This is a genomic window from Pseudomonas urethralis, assembly GCF_021602465.1.
GTDB lineage: Bacteria > Pseudomonadota > Gammaproteobacteria > Pseudomonadales > Pseudomonadaceae > Aquipseudomonas > Aquipseudomonas vlassakiae.
Map to the genome: position 1 here is coordinate 66,015 of NZ_BQIJ01000002.1, position 17,319 is coordinate 83,333.

A 17,319-nucleotide genomic window follows, 5' to 3' on the forward strand; every position below is an offset into this window, starting at 1 on the left:
GAGGGGTTACAGCTGGGTGGAGTACATTTGTACTCCTGCGGTCATTCGCTCTGATTTAGCGCGTTCCAGGCTCTGGTCAGGCCGGAGTGATCAACCGCTCGGGCTTCTTTGTGGCAGTTGTCACAGCGGATGCTGTAGGGCAACTGCTGGCTGCTGTCGTGCCCGGTGTTGAAGCCTTGGCAGTTGTCGCAGCTGGTGCAACGGCTGGGCTTCTCTGGCTCACTCTGAGGTGTTACCGGCTCTGCGCTGGCGGATAGAGCGGCGTCGATACGTGGCTTGAAGTCTCTGATGTAGTGATACGGACTGTCATGCATATCGCGCAACAGGGACACCTGCTCGGCCAGCTGGGAGCGCAGCGCAATGTTCTTCAGCTGCTCTTTCCGAAGCCATTCATGCAATCGAGCGCGTGACGCCTCATAGGCTCCGACATGTTCGCGTAGCCGCTCAAGCTCGCCCTGTTTCTGCTCGGCTGGCTGGGTCAACGCCTCGGCGCATTTCTCCAGCAGTTCGCGTGCCAAGTCGCCTATGCCGTGTGGAACCAGCGCACCGCGCGCATCAAGCGATAGCAGCGCATCAATGCTCTTGATAAGTCCGTCAGTTTTCACGATTGCTTCTCCTGAGCCCGCCTCTGGCGTTCGGCGCTGCATTTGGTGTGGTTGCCGTGGGCTCGGCCCTTGCCGCAGATGTCGCAGCGGGCCGGCAGGTCTAGCGGCTGCATGGGGCAGCCGCGGATAACGGTCTTGCGGCGGAGGGCGGTCATTGCTGATACCCGTCCCGCTGCATCATGTGAGCCAGCTGCTCGTTGGTGATGGCGCGCTGGGGCCTGCGGTCTTTCACCGACCGGTGCTCGCCGCAGAACATCGTCCCGTCGGTGCGGGGCTGCTGGCATTCCCTGGCAGCACAGGACCGCTCTGGCTCAGCAGGCTCTGCCTGAATGGCAATCTTGCCTAGGGCCCGGACCAAGCGCTTGGCGTGTCCCAACTCCTGGCGCACCAGCTTCCGGCGCTCGATCAGCATCCAGGCGGCAAGGCAGTGCTCGCACTTGTACGGATCTCCATCTTCGAAGCTGAGGCCGCGCAACTCGTCTTTGATCTCGTAGTCATGCAAGCCGCGCTCCCTGTCCCAGTCGCCGCCGTCAGTGGTTTTCATCTTCAGAACCTGGTGCAGGTGATGGCGAACACGAGACCCATCCCACAGCCGGTCGTGGTCCTCTTGGCTTTGATGCCGGTACTCGCCATGGATGCTGCTTCCTTGATAGGCCTCAATGGTGATCGGGCACTTCTCCAGGTGAGCGACGATCCCTTTCTTGATAGCGCCCAGTTCGCCGGCTGCGCGCTCGTAGCGGGCAAGCGCGGCAACTGCGCGCTCGGCCAATGGTGGTTTGGTCTTCATGGTTGGCTCCGGAAAGCGCCGGCTGCCCGGCGCGGCATCGTCAGGCGTTGCTGACCTGGGAAACGCTCAACCCCACCGCAACCGGGCGAACCCAGATCGGCATGCTGCTGAGCATGAAGGTTTCGCCCTGGGCGGCCAGGAGCAAGGTGGTGCCCATCACGTGGGCGATGGCTTCCGCGGCTGCCGGCGGCACCGCGTTGCCGATGCGTTCGCGCCAGGCCTGATCGCTCAGGCCGTCGAGCTCCAGCTGTTCCTCGGGCTCGACCAGGCTTTGCAGGGCGGCCAGCTCCAGGGTGGTGAAGGGGCGGTGCCAGGTGCCGTCGAGCGATTCGATTACGCAGGTAAGCCGGTCATTGGCCTCGGGCAGGCGAGGGTCGGCGATGCTCCAACGCCCGTTGTCGTGCATGGCGCTGGCGGAAACGGCGCCGGCCTGGCCATTCCATGGCACCACGCCGTAATGTCCGCCGGTAAGGTAGGCATCGCCCTTGCTGCGTCGCATGCCTGGGCGCGGGTCCTGAACAGCGAAGGCGCCTTGGCCAGTAGTGCTGCCTGCAATGACGGTGCCGGCCGAGCTGGTGTAGGGGGTGACTAGGTATTTGCCGAAGCCCTGGCCCGCCCGGCGCGGGTCTGCAATACACTGGCCGCCGGCGCTCGGGGACTGCCCGCCCGTTACCACGCCCGCGTGGGTGTCCATCTTCACGATGCGGTACACGTTGTTGTGCCGAACGCCGCTCGGACGCGGGTCCGCAACGCTGAATGTGCCTTGTCCTGGGCTCTTGACGCCGATCACCGCGCCGCTGGTGTCCTGCCAACGCCGAACACCGTATTGCTGGTACTGCAGGGCACCAGCCTTGGCGCGGGGATCAGCCACCGAGAACTTGCCGTTGGTTGGTCCGCTGCGTGCCGCCACGGTGCCGGCTGCCTCTTGCCAGTCATGCACACCAAGGAAGCCATCGCGGAACTGCGGGACAATGATCAGATCGCGCAGGTATCCGTCCTCGATCGCCAGGTCGTTCAAGCTGCGCCAGTCCTTGCCGGCCTCGACCAGGGCCAGGCGAACCCAGGTCTTCCACTGCAGGGCTGGCACCCTGTGCATTGGGCCGGCCAGTTCGATATCGCCGGCCAGTGGCATGCGGCCGAGGATGTCGCCAACAGCACGCAGGCTCTTCTTCTCAGGCTCGTACAGGAACGGCGGCACCTTCTCGACGTGGCGGGCAACCAGGAGGAAGCGCTTGCGGCTCTGGGCCAGGCCGCCAATGACGCCGCAGTCGTGGGTGGTTTCGGCGACCGCGTAGCCGAAGTGGCTGAGCAGTGCGCCGATCTGGTCCAGCAAGTGCCGGCCGCGGCTGGCCAGGCGGGGGACGTTCTCGAACACCAGCAGCGGTACCGGATCATCCTTCCAGGCCTCGCCGAACAGCCAGATGCAGCGCAGCGTCAACTCGTTCAAGGCCTGGTACTTCGGAGTCATGCTCATGCTTTCGGACAGCAGCCCGCTGGCACCCTTGCATGGGGAGCTGATGAACACTGCATGAGGACGGCGGCCGCCGGCGGCGCGCCGGATATCCTCCGGAGTTGCTTCACGCCAGCCTGGTGGCGGCTCTTTGCCGTGGAAGCGGATGTATTGGTCGCGGGTGAACAGATCGATCAGCGTGCCTTTGACGCCGCTCAACCGCTCGAAGTCGGCCAGGCCAGCCGGGTCAACGTCCACGCCGCCAATGCATTCCCACTCGGCCTGCATGTTGCCGACGATTGGCTTGGCCTTGTTGAAACCCTTAGCGCCGCCGCCCAGGCCGCAGCAGAAGTGGAAGTGTGTCAGTTTTTTCTTGATCAGCATGCTGCCGTCCTTGAAGAGGTGGCGCCAGCTGGGCCGGCGCAGGCATGAAAAAGGGCGCCCGAAGGCGCCCTGTGGCTGTTGCTGTGGTGGGTTAGACGACTACTTCTTCCAGGGTGGCGGTGACCTTGTAGCTATGGTCGAGGGCCGATTCGCCTTCGGTTTCCACGGCAATGACCTGGTCATCGAGCAGGCGCAGCAGCAGGGTGGTTGCCTGATCGCTGCTCACCGCCAGGCGGCTCTGCACCCAGTGGGCCTTGAACGCCTTGCCGTTGGCCTTGAGCACGATCAGCTGCTTGGCGTCGTCGTAGTCGAAGTCGCCGAACTCCTTGCCCAGAGCGGTGCTACCGGCGCTGCCCTCGTCGAGGATCTTGTCGACCGGGTGCTGCTCGGCCTTGGTGATCACCTCGCGGCCACCGTTGGAATCAATGGGGGTAACCACGCCTTCGGCCTCCATCTTTTCGATCATCCGGGTCGCCCGGTTGTAACCGATCTTCAAGTGGCGCTGGATCGCCGAGGTCGTAGCGCGACGGGTTTCTCGCACGAAGATGATTGCTTCCTGATAGAGCGGGTCAGGTCCGTCTGGCTGCTCTTCTTCCTCTTGCTGCCTGTCCAGACCAGCACCGGCGATAATCTCCGATGCGCTTAGCGGCAGCTCATGCTGGTCGCGCTCCGGCTTCACGAAGTCAGTGCCCTCGTGGTAGTCATCCGGCGCCATCACCAGCAGGCAGAGATGGCCGGCGCTGTCGATCAGCTCTTTCCGGTTTGGCGCCTTGGCGTCGATGATCCCGGTAGCAGTCAGCTTCTTGGCATCAAACTTGACCTCTTTCATGGTCAGTTCGATGGTAGTGGCGCCTCGAGCGGCAATGATGCTCACGGCTGAGCGCACAACGTCGCTGGCCTTCTCGGTGATGCGGTCGATCACTTCCTGCTGGTCGTCTTCACCCAGGCGGGTGAACGGCATCTTGATATTGCGCAGTTCGAACAGCGCCGCTTCGACCAGGTCGTGCACCATCAGCTCGTGCGCCAGGACCATCGGCGAAACGCCGTGCAGGTAGGCGCGGTCGATGAACTCTTTGTGTTCAGCTTTCATTGGTGTTCCTCAGTACTTGGCGATCTCTTCCAGCTTCTTCTGCTGGGAAAAGGTCAGGTGAGTGCGGGGGCCATAGCGCTTGAAGCTGGCCCGCAGGTTTTCGACGAACTCTTGTTCCCAGGCGCCCGACGCGTGGAGATCCGCGGCGGCGAGCAGCGAGGTGAATTCCTCGACCCGGTCGTACAGTTCCTCCACGGTCTGGGCGGCCATTACGCAGCTGCCTTCGAGAGGCGAACGCCCTGGATGTGGTGGATAAGTGCGGTGCAAATGGATTCGAAGTCGCTGGCGCGGTACAGCTTGGCCGAGCGTTCCTGCGCAACCGCCTCGAAGCCCAGCGAAGCCAGGAAGTCGGCGGTGAGGGTGAAGCCCAGGCGGGCGCTGATGTCGCCCAGCTTGATGCGCTGGCCAGCGTCGGCTGCCGGCTGGGCCGCTGCCGGTGCGGTAGTGATCGGCGTGACTGCTGGTGCTGGGTCAGCTTGGGCGACCTGCTGCAAAGGCTTCTCATCGTCCCGCGGCAGCGCCTGCTGAACCTGTTCCTGCTGTTGAGCTTGCTGGCACGCCTGCTCGGCATCGCGCTTCTGCTGCTCGGCCTGCTCGTGGTCGTTGATGCGGACCTTGACCAGTGCCACCAGCGCATCGTTGTCCTTCTGCACCAGGTCCTGCGCGTCGTGGAACAGGAACTTGTGGTTGGCCGCCAGTTCGTTGAGGCTCGCCAGGTTGAGGCGGATCAGGTCGCCGATGCGGCTGGCTTCGATCTTCGCCCGGGCCAGCTCGGCGTCGGCCGCCTCGTTCAGGCTGTCGATGGTGCGCTTGCCCTTGATGGCCTCGGCGAAGTTCGCGTGCACCTTCGGCATGCGGATCTTGCCGCCCAAGGTGGCGTCGATCTGGTCGATGTGCGCCTGCAGGGCCTTGGCCGCGTCCATGACGATCTCGGTGCGGATGCTGTCCTTGCGGGACTTGACCAGCTTGTCGAGTTCCAGGCGCTTGCGGCGGGCCTCGGCGGCGATGTCGTCGATGGCCTTGAACAGGGCGTCGATGCTCTCGGTCTGGCTGAGAGCGTGCTCTTTGGCTGCCTTGAGGCGGTCTTCGACATCGCCGCACCACTTCACGGTTTTCTCGGCGTCCGCGAAGTCCTGGTCGGTCTTGAGCTCGGTGTTGATGTTGCTGAACACCTCCAGCGCATGCGCCTTGAAGGCGTCCAGATTGCTGGCGGTGACCATGCCGGTCACCTCGATGCGCAGGGCTGGCAGTTGGTCAGGCGCAGCGCCGATTACCTCGACCTTGGATTCCTTGACCTCGAAGGCGCCCAGGTCTTCCTCGAACTGGGCCCAGCCAGCAACCAGTTGCTCGCGGCGCCCGGCCACCGGACGGTATTCCATGTGCACGAAGTTGTCGCGGGTGCCGTCCGAGCAGACAAAGATGACGCGCTCAGCGCCACTGACCAGCAACTGCTGTTCCAGCTGCCAGTAGTAATGCGGCTCCAGCTCGCCAGCGATCACTGCGGCAGCAAGGGTGGCGTTCCACAGCTTGTGCTCGAAGAGGGTGTCGCCGAGCATCGTTGCCCCGTCCATCGAGGCCAGCAGGTTCCCGCTGGTGCCGACGATGGGGTACAGCTCTTCGCCCAGCATTTCCTCGACCAGGGGGCGGGCAAGCTCTTCGGTGACGTGGCCACGGTCGAAGATGGCCTGCTGCTGGGGAGTCACCTCCGGCACGATGCCGGTCTTCTTCAACGCCAGCAGGTCGTTGCGGGTCTGATACTTCGAGGCGCCCATCATTGCGGGCGCCTCCGAAGCGGTGAAGTAGCTGGAGCGAAGGGCGTGCCACTCTGGCGTGCCTTGTTGGACGTTATGCACTTGCATCGGTGGCTTCTCCCTCAATGGCAGCCAAGGCGTGAATACGCTCGATCTGCGCTTCGGTGATGACGTATTTGCTGCTGATGGTCTTGATCAGGTGATCAGGGCTTGTGCGGCCGGCAGCGATCAAACCGCGCCACTGCTCACTGCTTTCGTCGAGCTTGCTGTCCGGGTAGGCCGGCAGCTGCTTCGGCTCGTCGGCCTTGCGCACGTGCGCCTGGTTCAGCTCGCGCTCAGTCGGCATGTCCTGCAGTTCTTCGGCCATCGGCATGCCGCGCAGCACGTCGGGAAACACGTCGCGCAGCGCGAAGGCCCGGGCGCGCAGCTGGCGCATGCGCTTGGGATACTGCGTCCAGGGGCCTTGCTTGCTGGCCAGGCCGGCCGCCTTGGCTTCGGTCTGGCTGAAGGTGCGGAACTGCTCTTCTTCGCCGCGACGCTTGACGCGGCAGGTGGCCGTTTCGCCATCGTCCGTCTCGTAGATGTACTCACAGAGCGGCGAGGACCGGACCAGGGCGATTACCGCGTCACCCCAGAGCGCTGGGCGCCCATTGATAACCGCGATGTTCTGCATGGCTTGCATGGGCTGCAGGCCCAGCTCCATGCCCCACTGAATGGCAACCAGGATGTTGCCGGGGTTGTTGGCGAAGTCCTTCGGCACGATGGTCGACTTGGACAGGTAGTCGGAGAATTTCAGCGCCTCTTCGATGTTTTGCGGCGCAAGGCTGAACGTTGGCTTGATGGCGAGATCGCTCATGGCGGGTTCCTATCGGGTGATGGCATCAGCCAGCCCGATCAGCACAAGCCAACCGGTCCAGCCAAGGAGTGAATTGAGGGCGCCGCGCCAGATCAGGTGGCGCCGCCGGCGTTGGGCTTGGGTCATGGCATTGGCAACTTGCCGTAGCCGGCTTTCTGCAAGCGATCAACCACATACCGGGCTTGGGTTGGGGTAATCATCGGGGTGACAAGCACTACGTCGATCATGGCCTGCATCTCGGCTTCAAGGCGTTCAGCCTCGGCCTGCTCTGGCGTGCGGACCATGGCAGCCTGAAAACAACAGCAAATGCCATAGGCCTGGTGTTCAACGGCGACCATACGTGTGTCACCGGTCATGAAGACCGCGCAGAGCGTGCAGTCGGCGCCGATGAACTGCTCGGCATCGGGCCATATCGGTAAGCCAATCTTCACGATGCGGACAGTGGATCCTACGGCAGGAAGTGAATTGCTCATGGAAACCTCACAACCACCATCTCGCCGCGGAAGCGGATCGTGGTGCCCAGTGGCAAGTCGCGGAACAGAAAAAAGCCCTGACGGTGCAGGGCTTCGACGATGAGCGGGAAGGTGGGGGCGATGACGCCCCGGCATTTGCTGGTCATGCGGCCTCCTTGCGGCGTTCGGCAATGCGCCGGATGCGTTCGCAGTAGTGTTTGAATTCGTCGGAATCGATGGCCTGCAGCGAGAAGTAGGCCACCACCAGGGTTTCAGCCTTGGCGTCTTCGACCGGGCCAGCGCTGGGGAGCAGCATCGTTTCGATGGCTCCCTCAATTGCGCTGACTGCGATGGTGTGCGGGGTCATGGCTCGCGGGCCTCTTCGGCTGCAGCCTGAGTGCCTGGCAGAGCGAACGGCGCCAGCAGGTCGCGGGCCAGCTGCACCAGAAGCTGCTGGGGATCAGGCACCGCCATGATCTCGACGGCCGCCGCCTTGGCATCACTGGGCAGCTTGCTCAGGGCTGCCAGCATCAGCCGGCCCAGCACCGTCTGGCTGCAGTCATCGCGCCCCAGTTCGCCCATGGCATGCTCGTCGACGGCCTGGGCAAAGCGTTCAAAGGTGATGCCGAAGGCCATGTCGCCGATTTTGAACGTCGCGTCGGCGCCGGCCAGCAGCTGCTCCGTCATATTCTCGATCCAGACGCGTTCTGCCTCGGCCTGGCCGTCATCCGGCGCAGGCTCAGCGTTGTCGTACAGGTACTGTGCTTTGCGAAGTGCGCCCATGTCGGTCTCCTTATTGGGTGTGTTGGTTCTGCATCGGTCTGGGGTCGTGAAGGCTGGGCAATCGACCGGTAATCCGCGTCGAGGTGGCCACCCCGCTGTTTGCTTGCAGCTCATCCGAACCCAGTCCGATGCAGCCTGGCGATGGGGGAACCAGGTGCACCGGGCCGTTTGTTCCGGCTGTCAGGGAAATCAGAACCAGACGCGGCGATCGAAGATGACCGCGGTGCCAGCGATGAATCCAAGCTGCTCGGGCTCAACGCCCGGGTTCTGCTTGAGGTAGTGGGCGCGGTAGATGTCCGTGGCCTTGTCATTGCGCGGTAAGCGCTTCAGCAGGCCTTCCTCATCGACGAACATGTCGGTGCCCTTGCCGTTGTGCAGCACGCCGACCTGCTCGAGGTCGCCGCCGTCGAGGTGAGGCACGATCAGGCTGCGCAGCGTTTGCAGCGTGGGCGCTGCCGGCAGGTCCATGTGCAAGTTCAGTTCGGTGCCATCCGGGCGGATGACGGTGTAGTTGGTGTTCATGTGGATGATCCTCGGTCGATTTCCCGCTGCACCCGTCACCAGGTGCAGAAGTGAAATGTTCCGTGGAGCTGGGCCGCTGTTACACGCCACCTGCGGACTGGGCGATGACTTGGTTCGGGGGCCCTTTGGGCCCAACAGCCGACCACGCTGCGTGCTGTCGGCTCTCATTTATGCGGTGCTCGACGCTGCGCACCCGGGGTGAGGCTTCCCCTGTACCGGATAGGCTCCGGCTCGCTGCCATGACCTGCGCAAATTTTGCGTAGTGCGCAAGTCATGGTTTGCATTATGCGCAAATTTCTATTTGCGTCAAGCGCAAAACAGAGTGAATGGGCAAAAAAAATCCCGCTCGATAGCGGGATTGTTCGGAAGAGGGCGTAATAGGCGCGTCAGGCGTCTTTACATTTTGGGTAGGCCTTTTGGAGTGCAGTGATTACCAGATTGGAGGCAGGCTCGGCCCAGCGCTCTGGATTCTGTCGTAGCCACTTGGCAACGATCGCTGCGTTCTGTCCGTTGGTGACCTCGGGCGGCGGACAGAACAATACTCCTACAGTTGCTTCAGCAACCCCTGCGGTGTAGCCCAAAAACATACCGCTGTTAAAGGTGGACTTCGTCGCACGCTCGTAATCAGGAATCCAGCCGATTAGATCGTTACCGGTAATCGACCATGCCGGCTGCGATAGTGCCGCGATTGATAGGCCCGCACAGGCTGCGATTTTCTTGATCATGTCCATCCCTAGAGCCCCGTCATCTTGGCATCGATCACACGCCCAATGAATCGGCAGTTGCCGTCGATCTCGATAGTACGATAGCCCGGATTGAGCGGGCGTAGGTACTTGATGCCGGCGTCTTCGACGTACTGCTTGAAGGTTTTCTCGCCGCTGTCGAGCATTTCCACAACGTAGTACTTGCCATTGATCACGTCAGCCTCGGGCCTGACCAGGATCAGCGAGCCGGCGGGGAAACTGGGGTTGCCCAGGCAAGTCATCGAGTCACCCTGGACCTTGAGCCAAAAGCCGATATCGGTAGCGTTTTCGGGGGAGGGGAACCACTCGTAGTCTGTCCCCAGGTTGCTTGGCGACTCTGTGAGGTCGCCGGCCTGCACCCAGCTGATCAACGGATACTCCTTGTGTTTCCGTGTGGGTTGCAGGGTGGAGGCGATGTTCGTCCCTTCGTCCAGCTGGCCCGATGGGCTCAAGCTGATCTCCAGCTCTTTCAGTACCTTGGCCAGCAGTTCCTTGCTTGCACCCTGCAGGCCGCGCTCCAGGCGCGACACGTTACCGGCATCAGTCCCGATCCGGTTGGCGAGTTCTTCAAGCGTCCAGCCCTTGGCCTTCCGCGTCTTTCTGATGATCTGTCCGATTTCCATGGCGGTGAATTCTTCTGTCCTGATGCGTAACGCGCAAAGCGCAATGCGCAAATTGTTCTTGCGCTTTATTTGCGTGATGCGCAAACTGATGCCGGAACCAATCCCTACAGAAGGCAGATGCCATGTCCCCGTTGAAACGAGCACGACTCTCCCGCAGCTGGACGCTGGCCGATGTAACGGCCCGCCTGGCTGCCCTGGGCGACCGCGTTGACTCGGGAAACCTCTCCCGTATCGAGCGCGGCGCGCAGAAGGCCTCCACCGCCCTGGCTGAAAAGCTGGTTCAGGTGTTTGAAGGCGACTTGACCGAGATCCACATCTTGTACCCGGAGCGTTTCGCCGGGACTGATGAAGTGGCGGCTTGATCATGTCGACGACCCAATTGAGCCAGGATCAGCTCGTAAGGGCACGCAAGAACATGGCCGTCCTCATGCAGCGACTTGCGTCCGTAGGAAACGGGCCGGTTGCAGTTGCAGTCGGTTGCGATGAGGCGACGATCAGCCGCATGAAGCCGGAGAAGTTCCAGCAGTTCAGCGAAATCCTCGCCGTGCTTGACCTGAAAATCGTCCCGACCGAGATGCGCTGCTTCAACCAGAGCGACATCGAAGCCATCCTCCACCAGGCCAAACGCTGGATGGAGCATGTGCAGCACGTCGATCAGCTGTACGACGAGGAATAGGGCATGCCCGCCTTCCAGATCAATGACGCAGAGTGGAGCGCGCTGGCCGATGAGCCAGCTGACGTGTTCAAGCTGTACTGCGCCATCCGCCGGTTTATGGACTACCGGACCGGTGTATCTGGTGTCGTTCGCCGATTGAGCGAGCAAATGTTCCGTGAAGAGCTGTATATTGCTCCCACGCGCGGGCGGCACGAGTCTGGATCCCCTACCAGGCAAAAGGTGCGCTCGCTGGTTGATCGCTTGATCAACATCGGTGCTGTAACCCCCATTGGACCCTTGGTTTTCCAGCTGCCACACGCGGACTGGGATGGTGCGTCCAAACGATCAGCAACCGATGAACAACCAGATCAGCAACCATATCAACAACCAATAGATGGAACGCCAGAACCCACGGAATACGCGGCCTCTAGCGATGACAACAACGGATCAGCAACCACATCAGAATCAGCCGAATCGCTGATCAGCAACCTACCTCCGATATCCGTTAATCCTATTCACTGTTTCTCGCGCGCGGGCTACTTCGCCATGCCGCTCGATGACTGGGGCCCCAACCCCAAAACCTTCAAGGCCATCGCCTTCAAGAACGCCGTGCCGGTGGCAGAGCTCACCGCGGAGCGCCTGGCCGCCTTCTGCTCGTACTGGTCCGTCAGGCCAGAGAAAGAGCAATCCCAAGCCCAGTGGGAATACCAACTGGTCGACTACCTGAAAAAACAACTCCAGTACGCCGCCAACAGCGAGGGCAAGGCCAATGGACACCCGCGAACTCCCCAAGCAGAAGCCAATCAACACCGCACCGGGCGTAAAGGCGCTGGTGCTCAAGGCAGTGGATACCGAAGCCAAAGTAATTCCGCTGTCGACCAGGTCCGCAACGCAATCGCCGATCGACGACAGGCCGAAGCTGCCGCAGCAACTGCTGGACAGCCTGTGGCTGAAGATGACCGAGATGTACGGCCACCGCTGGACGGCGAATTTTGGCGTGTCAGCTGATCAAGAACACAGCTGGGCGAAGATCCTGGGCGGCCTCACTGGCCGTCAGCTCGCAAGCGGCCTGCAGCAGCTGCTGGACCGTGCAACCGAATTCGACTGGCCACCGCCGGCGAACGTTTTCCGTGCGATGTGCCTGCATGTGCAAGGCCTTCCAACCATCGATCAAGCGTGGACCGAGGCCCTGATGGGCAAGTACAGCCACGAAGCGGTGAAGGTCGCAGCAGAAGCCACCGGCACGTTCGACCTGAGATCGGCCAAGCACAGCGACAAGAGCCTGCGCCAGCGGTTTGAGCGCAACTACGCCATCGTCCAGCGCCGCGCCCAGAACGCACAGCCCCTCGACGGCCGAATCGCCCAGGGCATCGAGCACGACAGCGGCATGAAGGCCCAGCTGGCTCGCTCCCATCAGGAAGCCCGCGACCTGGTCACCGCACAGAACATCCCCACAGATGGCAAGGCAGCACGTGCGCTGCTGCTGGCCAAGCTCGGCATTCGGAGAGAGCGCCATGCATGACGACAATCAACATCCGGTACGCGGAGATTTCGAGGCAAAACTGCTCAACCTGTACGAGCAAGCCGGCGCCAACGAGCCAAACCTGCGTTTCGAGGACGGCGCTTACGTCGACGCGATGATCCAGTCCGCCTGGTGGGGCTTCAAGACCGCCCACGACGAGAAGCATGGGCAATGCCTAGCCCTAGCCCGTGACGTATCGATCGCTCGCCGCCAGAAGTCGCAGTACTTCCGGGCGGTGAAGTGGTTCTTGGCCAATACCAAGATCGATCCGAAGGACGTGCCGGGGCCTGTGCGTCATACGCTGGTGTTCGTCGTGGGCCGGCTGATCGAGAAGGCCAAGCGTGCTGCTGGGGAGGTGGCCAATGGATGAGCTGAAGCCAGTTCAGTTCCTGGTACCAGGCGAACCCGTGGGGAAGGGCAGGCCACGTATTGGTCGCGTCGGCGGCCATGCCCGCATGTTCACGCCGCAGAAGACCGCCAGCTATGAGGGGCTTATTGCCCTGGCCGGTACCGAAGCCATGGCAGGCCGCATGCTGCTGGAGGGCGCCGTGATGGTCGAGATGCGCATTGTCCTGGCCATCCCTCAATCCATGTCGAAAAAGCGGAAGGCCATGGCCGTTGCCGGCGAGCTGTTCCCGACCAAGAAGCCCGACATGGACAACGTCATCAAGGCGATTTACGACGGCCTCAACGGCGTGGTCTGGAAAGACGACGTGCAAGTGGTCGACGCATTCGTGCGCAAACGCTACGGCGAAGTGCCTGGCGTGCACGTGCGCATCGTGCCTCTGGAGAGTGCAGCTTGACCCGTAACACAACGATCTACGCGGAACTACGCAAGGGGGCAGTATGAGACTTGGAAGCGCTCGTTTGGCGTGGCACGACGCCTACTACACGCCCTGGGACAGCGTCATGCACCACGGCCTGGAGGGGGCGAAGCTGGCCAAGCGCGGCTACGTGGCAAACGAAACCCGGCCCGAGCGCTGGGAGAACACGGCCAAGTGTGCCCACATGGCGCTGGCGGGGCGCATACAGCATGCCATCGCCAGCCTGCATCCAAGGTTCCAGGTGTTCGGTCACCACCTGTACGCCCCGGTGATCAGCACCGAGGTGTCGAACAACTGGGAAGAGTCAGCGGTCGAGCTGCTGGCCAGCTACGTGCACATGGCCTTGAAGGAGCGCGGTGAGAAGCGCACCTGCCTCCTGTACAGCCGCGAATACTGGGTCGTCCGCGGCGTCCTGGTCCGCTATCGGCACATGGTGCAGGGCGGCATGGGCGCCAACCCTGACCCTATGGCTGACCCATGGGTCTTCCGGCGCTGGCTGGCCGATAACCATGGCGTTGAGCTAGACAGCCGCAACTGGGCCAGGCAATGGGGATGGTTGGTGCAGATGATGTTCGATCAGGCCGGGATCATCGATGGCATGTGTCTGCGGCCAGTTGGTCGTGTGCTGAGTGAAGAGAGAGAAGCGGCTTGATGTATGATGTCAAAAACACATCAAGCAAGGACCGAAGATGTCAAACGCCCTGATTAGCTTTCAAACCAACCAAGACGATATCGAGCAACTCTGGCAGATACATGAGGATTATGCCGGTCAGGGTCCGGGAAGAAAGTACGGTGTCGAGGTGCTTAACAGATCTGTTGTCGTCTTCGTGACAGCCTGTTGGGAGTCATACGTTGAGGACCTAGCGCGGGAGGCTTTCGATTTTCTGCTAGCGAACGCAGCCGATTCGACCGCCATCCCATCGAAGGTCAAAAATTTTGCGGTATCTGAGATTCACAAGCAAAAAGACCCGAGCAAACTTTGGGATATCGCTGATCAAGGCTGGAGAGAAGTTCTGGCGCTGCACCGGGATGCGGTGATGACAAGGTGGTTAGGCGGATTTAACACTCCGAAGACTGGCCAGGTAAATGACCTTTTCTCAGAGCTTCTTGGTATCCCCAAGATAAGCAACAGCTGGAAGTGGAAGAAAATGTCGCCTGCAAGAGCTGAAGAAAAACTGGATGACTTCATTACGGTCCGGGGCAACATCGCTCACCGCATTCGCGATGAAGGGAATGTGGCCAAATCACTCGGCTTCCAATACCTGAGCCATGTGATTTCGATTGTTTATCGGACCGAGGCCAAGGTCGCTGAACATTTACATCAGGCAACTGGGGTTGCGCCTTGGGTACAGGCTTGACAGAGATGTGCAGTCATCGACGGCTTGTTCTTGATCCCAGTTGAGCGCGTTCTGAGCGAGGAGCACGAGACGGCGTAGGAACTTTGTTCTCGCGGCTACGGGCTGTAATATCGCATCGCCATGACGGCATAACGAAGGAGTGTGATGTGAGCGAAGATAATGCCCAAAGCCAAGAGAAAGCCCCAGTGGGCGATTGGCTGCTCAGGACTTGGATTGCCACTGCTGGAAAAGGAAACGGAGGCCTGGGGGTAACCATAACCACGGCAGCAGGATTGATCAGCGGTGTGTTGATCTCAGAAATGGAGTTCCTTGACGGGATCTCAGAAGGTTTGGCTGATGGGTTCAACGGACAAGGCGAAGCGTTCCGGGGTATGTTCGACCAGCTCCGTGAGCTAGATGGCAAGATGCCAATCACCCATATCCACCTGAAGCAGGCCAAGTTGCTCACTTCCAATGGCATGGCGGAGGTTGGGTTGAAGGGGTTGTGGCGTGGCGAGTTGACCGCCGTAATTGGTCACTCAGTTGGGCAATTCAGTCTCGCTTGACAGAACTGTGCGGGTTTCGGCATGATTTCCCCACTGTGACAAGCAGCACCCAAACCAAAGAAGCCCGCCACTGAGCGGGTTTTTTGTTGCCTGCTAAACCATCCTCAGACCCCGCCACCGAGCGGGGTTTCGCGTTTCTGGAGGCCCCATGAATGCCCCAGGTAGGAGAAACCCCATGTCGAAACCGGAAGGCATCATCGAAGCTGTAGGCGCCTCCGTGGCGAATAAGGGCATGCTCGTCGGCGCCACCACTGGCGTTGCCGGCTGGCTCACCCAGGTGAACTGGATTGGTGTCTCTGGCGTGTTGATCGCTGCCCTTGGCTTCCTGGTGAACACCTGGTTCCGTTGGCGCCAGGAGCAGCGCGACATCGCTGACCGCCAATCCCGCGAGCTGCGAGAGGCTGCCGAGAGCGCCGCCCGCATCGCCTTCTACCGTGAGCGCGTCGAAGTTGAGCGGCCGTAAGCGCATAGCCGTCTACCTGCTGAGCATTAGCGCCGCAGGCTTCGCCGCATGGCAGGCCAACGAAGGCTTCACCGACGTGGCCGTGATCCCCACGAAGGGCGACGTTCCAACCATTGGGCATGGATCCACCAGGTGGGAAGACGGCAGGCCAGTCAAGATAGGCGACACCATCACCCGCCAGCGCGCCGAGGTGCTGGCTCGCAACCTGAACAGCCAGGCCGAGAAGCAGTTTGCCGCCAGCCTGCCTGGCGTGAAGCTGCATCAGGAAGAGTTCGACCTGTACATGGACTTTGTTGGCCAGTACGGGATCGGCACCTGGCGCGCAGGCTCCCCGCGCCGCGACCTGCTGGCTGGCAACTACGTCCAGGCCTGCAACGACCTGCTCAAGTACAAGTTTGCCGCCGGCTACGACTGCTCCACCCCGGGCAACAAGCGCTGCTGGGGCGTCTGGCAGCGCCAGCTCGATCGCCACGCCAAGTGCATGAGCGTGCAATGAGCAGGAAGCAGCCGTACACGCCCTGCAAGCTGTACGTAGACGGCGCCGATGGCATTGCGGTGGGCGACTTCATCACCACCGCTGCCGGGTCCGCGTACCTGGTGCAGACGCTCCGGGTGAACCGCAACCGGCCTGAGCGTAAGCACATGGACTGCCTGCGCTGGCCGATAGCCGAGATCCCCGCTGACGCACGCTGCTTCCAGATGACTTGGTATGCGCGATGAATTCCAACACCACACCCGAGGCACCGGAGATGACCAAGCATTACATCGGCACCAAGATCGTCATGGCTTTGGCGATGACTCGCCTGGCGTATAACGAATACCGAGGCTGGGACCTGCCAGCAGACGAGAACGGAGCCGACGAAGGCTACCTGGTCGAATACACCGATGGTGGTGCACCAAACCACCCAGGCCATGCCGGCTACATCAGCTGGTCGCCAAAGGCGCAGTTCGATGCGGGCTATGTTGCGATTGGTGATGTAGGTCACCTGCCGCCACACCAACAGCGTGTTGTCGCCGAGCTGGAGCAGCTGGCTGACCGCGTCAAGAAGCTGGAGGCGTTTCTGGCCACACCTCTGTACGCCAGCCTTCCAGGTGACGAGCAACAGCTGCTCAAGATGCAGGCCGATGCGATGGTGCTCTACATGGGCATCCTCAACACCCGCGCCGCCAAGTTCTCCTGATTAGCCCGGCCATGACCAACTATCTGGTGGCCGGCCTTGTCGCCTGCGGCGTGGTCATCTACGCCGGCTGGCAGAAGATCGAGGCCCAGTCCTTGGCGCTGGACCAGGCGACTCAGCAGATCAGCACGCTGCAAGCTGCGACCGAGTCACGCCGCAACACCATCAAGCTGCTGGCCGAGCTCGACACCCAACACACCCAGGAGCGCGAACGTGCGAACCAGACCAATGCCAGCCTTCGTGCTGATGTCGCTGCTGGCAATAAGCGGCTGTCAGTCCTCGCCAAGTGCCCCGTCGTGCGAGCCGATGCCGATCCCGGCGTGGATGCTGCAGAAGCGAGAGCCGAACTTAACCCAGCGGCTGCTGAACGAATTATCTCCGTCGGACCAGACGGAGACGACGCAATCAGGCAGCTCAACGCATTAATCGACACCGTTCGAGTCGGTTGCCCAGGAGTAGTGCAATGACCCAGTACGAAATCAAGGATACCGATGGCCAGGTCCACCGCATCGAGGCCGTGACTCATGTGCTCGATTCGAACGGGCTCACCTTGTACGCATCGGCAGGCGTGGTGGTGGCGATCTTCCCTAAGTTCGCCTGGATGCGCCAGGTCCAGGCTGTTGTCGCTGATACTGCGACCGGCACCGATTACGCCAGCTCCACCAGCGCCGGCGAAACCACCACCAGCGGCGAGGTTGTAGCCCCGGCCGCCACCGGCGAGTGATTTA

General features: G+C 61.5%; 29 protein-coding genes. 15 read left to right on the forward strand and 14 right to left on the reverse strand.

What is annotated here, in order from left to right:
* Nucleotides 1–41: 41 nt before the first annotated feature.
* The 14 genes from L6D64_RS03050 to L6D64_RS03115 form a co-directional block, all read right to left on the reverse strand.
* The gene (locus tag L6D64_RS03050) at nt 42–605 is read right to left on the reverse strand and encodes a hypothetical protein (RefSeq protein WP_099815468.1); all 564 of its coding nucleotides are present in this window, start codon (nt 603–605) and stop codon (nt 42–44) included.
* A gap of 151 nt (nt 606–756) precedes the next feature.
* Nucleotides 757–1,392 carry a hypothetical protein gene (locus tag L6D64_RS03055; RefSeq protein WP_099815469.1) on the reverse strand — a complete coding sequence of 212 codons (636 nt, stop codon included), beginning with the start codon at nt 1,390–1,392 and terminating at the stop codon, nt 757–759.
* 40 nt (nt 1,393–1,432) lie between these two features.
* Nucleotides 1,433–3,226, reverse strand: a complete 1,794-nt coding sequence (locus L6D64_RS03060; RefSeq protein WP_236192321.1) for a DNA cytosine methyltransferase — start codon at nt 3,224–3,226, stop codon at nt 1,433–1,435.
* A gap of 91 nt (nt 3,227–3,317) precedes the next feature.
* Complete coding sequence (locus tag L6D64_RS28290) at nt 3,318–4,316, reverse strand: DNA translocase FtsK (RefSeq protein WP_099815470.1); 999 nt, start codon at nt 4,314–4,316, stop codon at nt 3,318–3,320.
* 9 nt (nt 4,317–4,325) lie between these two features.
* Nucleotides 4,326–4,526, reverse strand: coding sequence for a hypothetical protein (locus tag L6D64_RS03070; RefSeq protein WP_099815471.1), 201 nt, complete (start codon nt 4,524–4,526; stop codon nt 4,326–4,328).
* A complete protein-coding gene (locus L6D64_RS03075; protein WP_176506148.1) occupies nt 4,526–6,175 on the reverse strand; it encodes a YqaJ viral recombinase family protein in 1,650 nt (549 codons plus the stop codon). Before L6D64_RS03075 ends, L6D64_RS03070 begins: the two co-directional genes overlap by 1 nt.
* Nucleotides 6,162–6,923: a recombinase family protein gene (locus tag L6D64_RS03080; RefSeq protein ID WP_099815473.1), complete on the reverse strand. Its 762-nt coding sequence runs from the start codon at nt 6,921–6,923 to the stop codon at nt 6,162–6,164. Before L6D64_RS03080 ends, L6D64_RS03075 begins: the two co-directional genes overlap by 14 nt.
* A gap of 122 nt (nt 6,924–7,045) precedes the next feature.
* Nucleotides 7,046–7,396 carry a hypothetical protein gene (locus L6D64_RS03085; protein WP_143524248.1) on the reverse strand — a complete coding sequence of 117 codons (351 nt, stop codon included), beginning with the start codon at nt 7,394–7,396 and terminating at the stop codon, nt 7,046–7,048.
* A complete protein-coding gene (locus L6D64_RS03090; RefSeq protein WP_176506149.1) occupies nt 7,393–7,542 on the reverse strand; it encodes a hypothetical protein in 150 nt (49 codons plus the stop codon). Before L6D64_RS03090 ends, L6D64_RS03085 begins: the two co-directional genes overlap by 4 nt.
* Nucleotides 7,539–7,742, reverse strand: coding sequence for a hypothetical protein (locus L6D64_RS03095; protein ID WP_099815475.1), 204 nt, complete (start codon nt 7,740–7,742; stop codon nt 7,539–7,541). The genes L6D64_RS03090 and L6D64_RS03095 overlap by 4 nt, the downstream gene beginning before the upstream one ends.
* Nucleotides 7,739–8,158, reverse strand: coding sequence for a hypothetical protein (locus L6D64_RS03100; protein WP_099815476.1), 420 nt, complete (start codon nt 8,156–8,158; stop codon nt 7,739–7,741). The genes L6D64_RS03095 and L6D64_RS03100 overlap by 4 nt, the downstream gene beginning before the upstream one ends.
* Before the next feature lie 189 nt (nt 8,159–8,347).
* Nucleotides 8,348–8,680: a hypothetical protein gene (locus L6D64_RS03105; protein ID WP_099815477.1), complete on the reverse strand. Its 333-nt coding sequence runs from the start codon at nt 8,678–8,680 to the stop codon at nt 8,348–8,350.
* 386 nt (nt 8,681–9,066) lie between these two features.
* Nucleotides 9,067–9,411, reverse strand: a complete 345-nt coding sequence (locus L6D64_RS03110) for a Rap1a/Tai family immunity protein (protein WP_099815478.1) — start codon at nt 9,409–9,411, stop codon at nt 9,067–9,069.
* Between the two features lie 2 nt (nt 9,412–9,413).
* Entirely contained in the window at nt 9,414–10,190 is a 777-nt protein-coding gene (locus L6D64_RS03115) for a LexA family protein (protein ID WP_236192323.1), read from the reverse strand.
* On the opposite strand from L6D64_RS03115, the gene L6D64_RS03120 reads away from it, so the two are divergent.
* From L6D64_RS03120 to L6D64_RS03190, 15 genes are all read left to right on the forward strand, one after another.
* Nucleotides 10,169–10,408 (forward strand): helix-turn-helix domain-containing protein, encoded by a 240-nt coding sequence (locus L6D64_RS03120; RefSeq protein ID WP_099815480.1) that lies wholly within the window; start codon nt 10,169–10,171, stop codon nt 10,406–10,408. The two genes, L6D64_RS03115 and L6D64_RS03120, sit on opposite strands and share 22 nt — an antisense overlap.
* Before the next feature lie 53 nt (nt 10,409–10,461).
* Nucleotides 10,462–10,722 (forward strand): CII family transcriptional regulator, encoded by a 261-nt coding sequence (locus L6D64_RS03125; protein WP_256239398.1) that lies wholly within the window; start codon nt 10,462–10,464, stop codon nt 10,720–10,722.
* A gap of 3 nt (nt 10,723–10,725) precedes the next feature.
* The gene (locus tag L6D64_RS03130) at nt 10,726–11,709 is read left to right on the forward strand and encodes a DnaT-like ssDNA-binding domain-containing protein (protein WP_143524250.1); all 984 of its coding nucleotides are present in this window, start codon (nt 10,726–10,728) and stop codon (nt 11,707–11,709) included.
* A complete protein-coding gene (locus L6D64_RS03135) occupies nt 11,699–12,223 on the forward strand; it encodes a hypothetical protein (RefSeq protein ID WP_236192324.1) in 525 nt (174 codons plus the stop codon). Before L6D64_RS03130 ends, L6D64_RS03135 begins: the two co-directional genes overlap by 11 nt.
* On the forward strand, nt 12,216–12,593 hold the full coding sequence (locus L6D64_RS03140; RefSeq protein WP_099815482.1) for a hypothetical protein: 378 nt from the start codon (nt 12,216–12,218) through the stop codon (nt 12,591–12,593). Before L6D64_RS03135 ends, L6D64_RS03140 begins: the two co-directional genes overlap by 8 nt.
* A complete protein-coding gene (locus L6D64_RS03145; protein ID WP_099815483.1) occupies nt 12,586–13,026 on the forward strand; it encodes a RusA family crossover junction endodeoxyribonuclease in 441 nt (146 codons plus the stop codon). The genes L6D64_RS03140 and L6D64_RS03145 overlap by 8 nt, the downstream gene beginning before the upstream one ends.
* A 43-nt stretch (nt 13,027–13,069) precedes the next feature.
* The gene (locus tag L6D64_RS03150; protein WP_236192325.1) at nt 13,070–13,699 is read left to right on the forward strand and encodes a hypothetical protein; all 630 of its coding nucleotides are present in this window, start codon (nt 13,070–13,072) and stop codon (nt 13,697–13,699) included.
* Nucleotides 13,700–13,736: 37 nt separating this feature from the next.
* The gene (locus tag L6D64_RS03155; protein WP_099815485.1) at nt 13,737–14,405 is read left to right on the forward strand and encodes a HEPN domain-containing protein; all 669 of its coding nucleotides are present in this window, start codon (nt 13,737–13,739) and stop codon (nt 14,403–14,405) included.
* A 146-nt stretch (nt 14,406–14,551) separates the two neighbouring features.
* Entirely contained in the window at nt 14,552–14,950 is a 399-nt protein-coding gene (locus tag L6D64_RS03160; RefSeq protein WP_099815486.1) for a hypothetical protein, read from the forward strand.
* Between the two features lie 175 nt (nt 14,951–15,125).
* On the forward strand, nt 15,126–15,413 hold the full coding sequence (locus L6D64_RS03165; RefSeq protein ID WP_099815487.1) for a holin: 288 nt from the start codon (nt 15,126–15,128) through the stop codon (nt 15,411–15,413).
* Nucleotides 15,400–15,909, forward strand: a complete 510-nt coding sequence (locus tag L6D64_RS03170; protein ID WP_176506150.1) for a glycoside hydrolase family protein — start codon at nt 15,400–15,402, stop codon at nt 15,907–15,909. Before L6D64_RS03165 ends, L6D64_RS03170 begins: the two co-directional genes overlap by 14 nt.
* The gene (locus tag L6D64_RS03175; protein ID WP_176506151.1) at nt 15,906–16,133 is read left to right on the forward strand and encodes a hypothetical protein; all 228 of its coding nucleotides are present in this window, start codon (nt 15,906–15,908) and stop codon (nt 16,131–16,133) included. The genes L6D64_RS03170 and L6D64_RS03175 overlap by 4 nt, the downstream gene beginning before the upstream one ends.
* A complete protein-coding gene (locus L6D64_RS03180; protein WP_236192326.1) occupies nt 16,130–16,594 on the forward strand; it encodes a crAss001_48 related protein in 465 nt (154 codons plus the stop codon). The genes L6D64_RS03175 and L6D64_RS03180 overlap by 4 nt, the downstream gene beginning before the upstream one ends.
* Before the next feature lie 11 nt (nt 16,595–16,605).
* Nucleotides 16,606–17,058 carry a lysis system i-spanin subunit Rz gene (locus L6D64_RS03185; protein WP_176506152.1) on the forward strand — a complete coding sequence of 151 codons (453 nt, stop codon included), beginning with the start codon at nt 16,606–16,608 and terminating at the stop codon, nt 17,056–17,058.
* Nucleotides 17,055–17,315, forward strand: a complete 261-nt coding sequence (locus L6D64_RS03190; protein ID WP_176506153.1) for a hypothetical protein — start codon at nt 17,055–17,057, stop codon at nt 17,313–17,315. Before L6D64_RS03185 ends, L6D64_RS03190 begins: the two co-directional genes overlap by 4 nt.
* Nucleotides 17,316–17,319 lie beyond the last annotated feature (4 nt).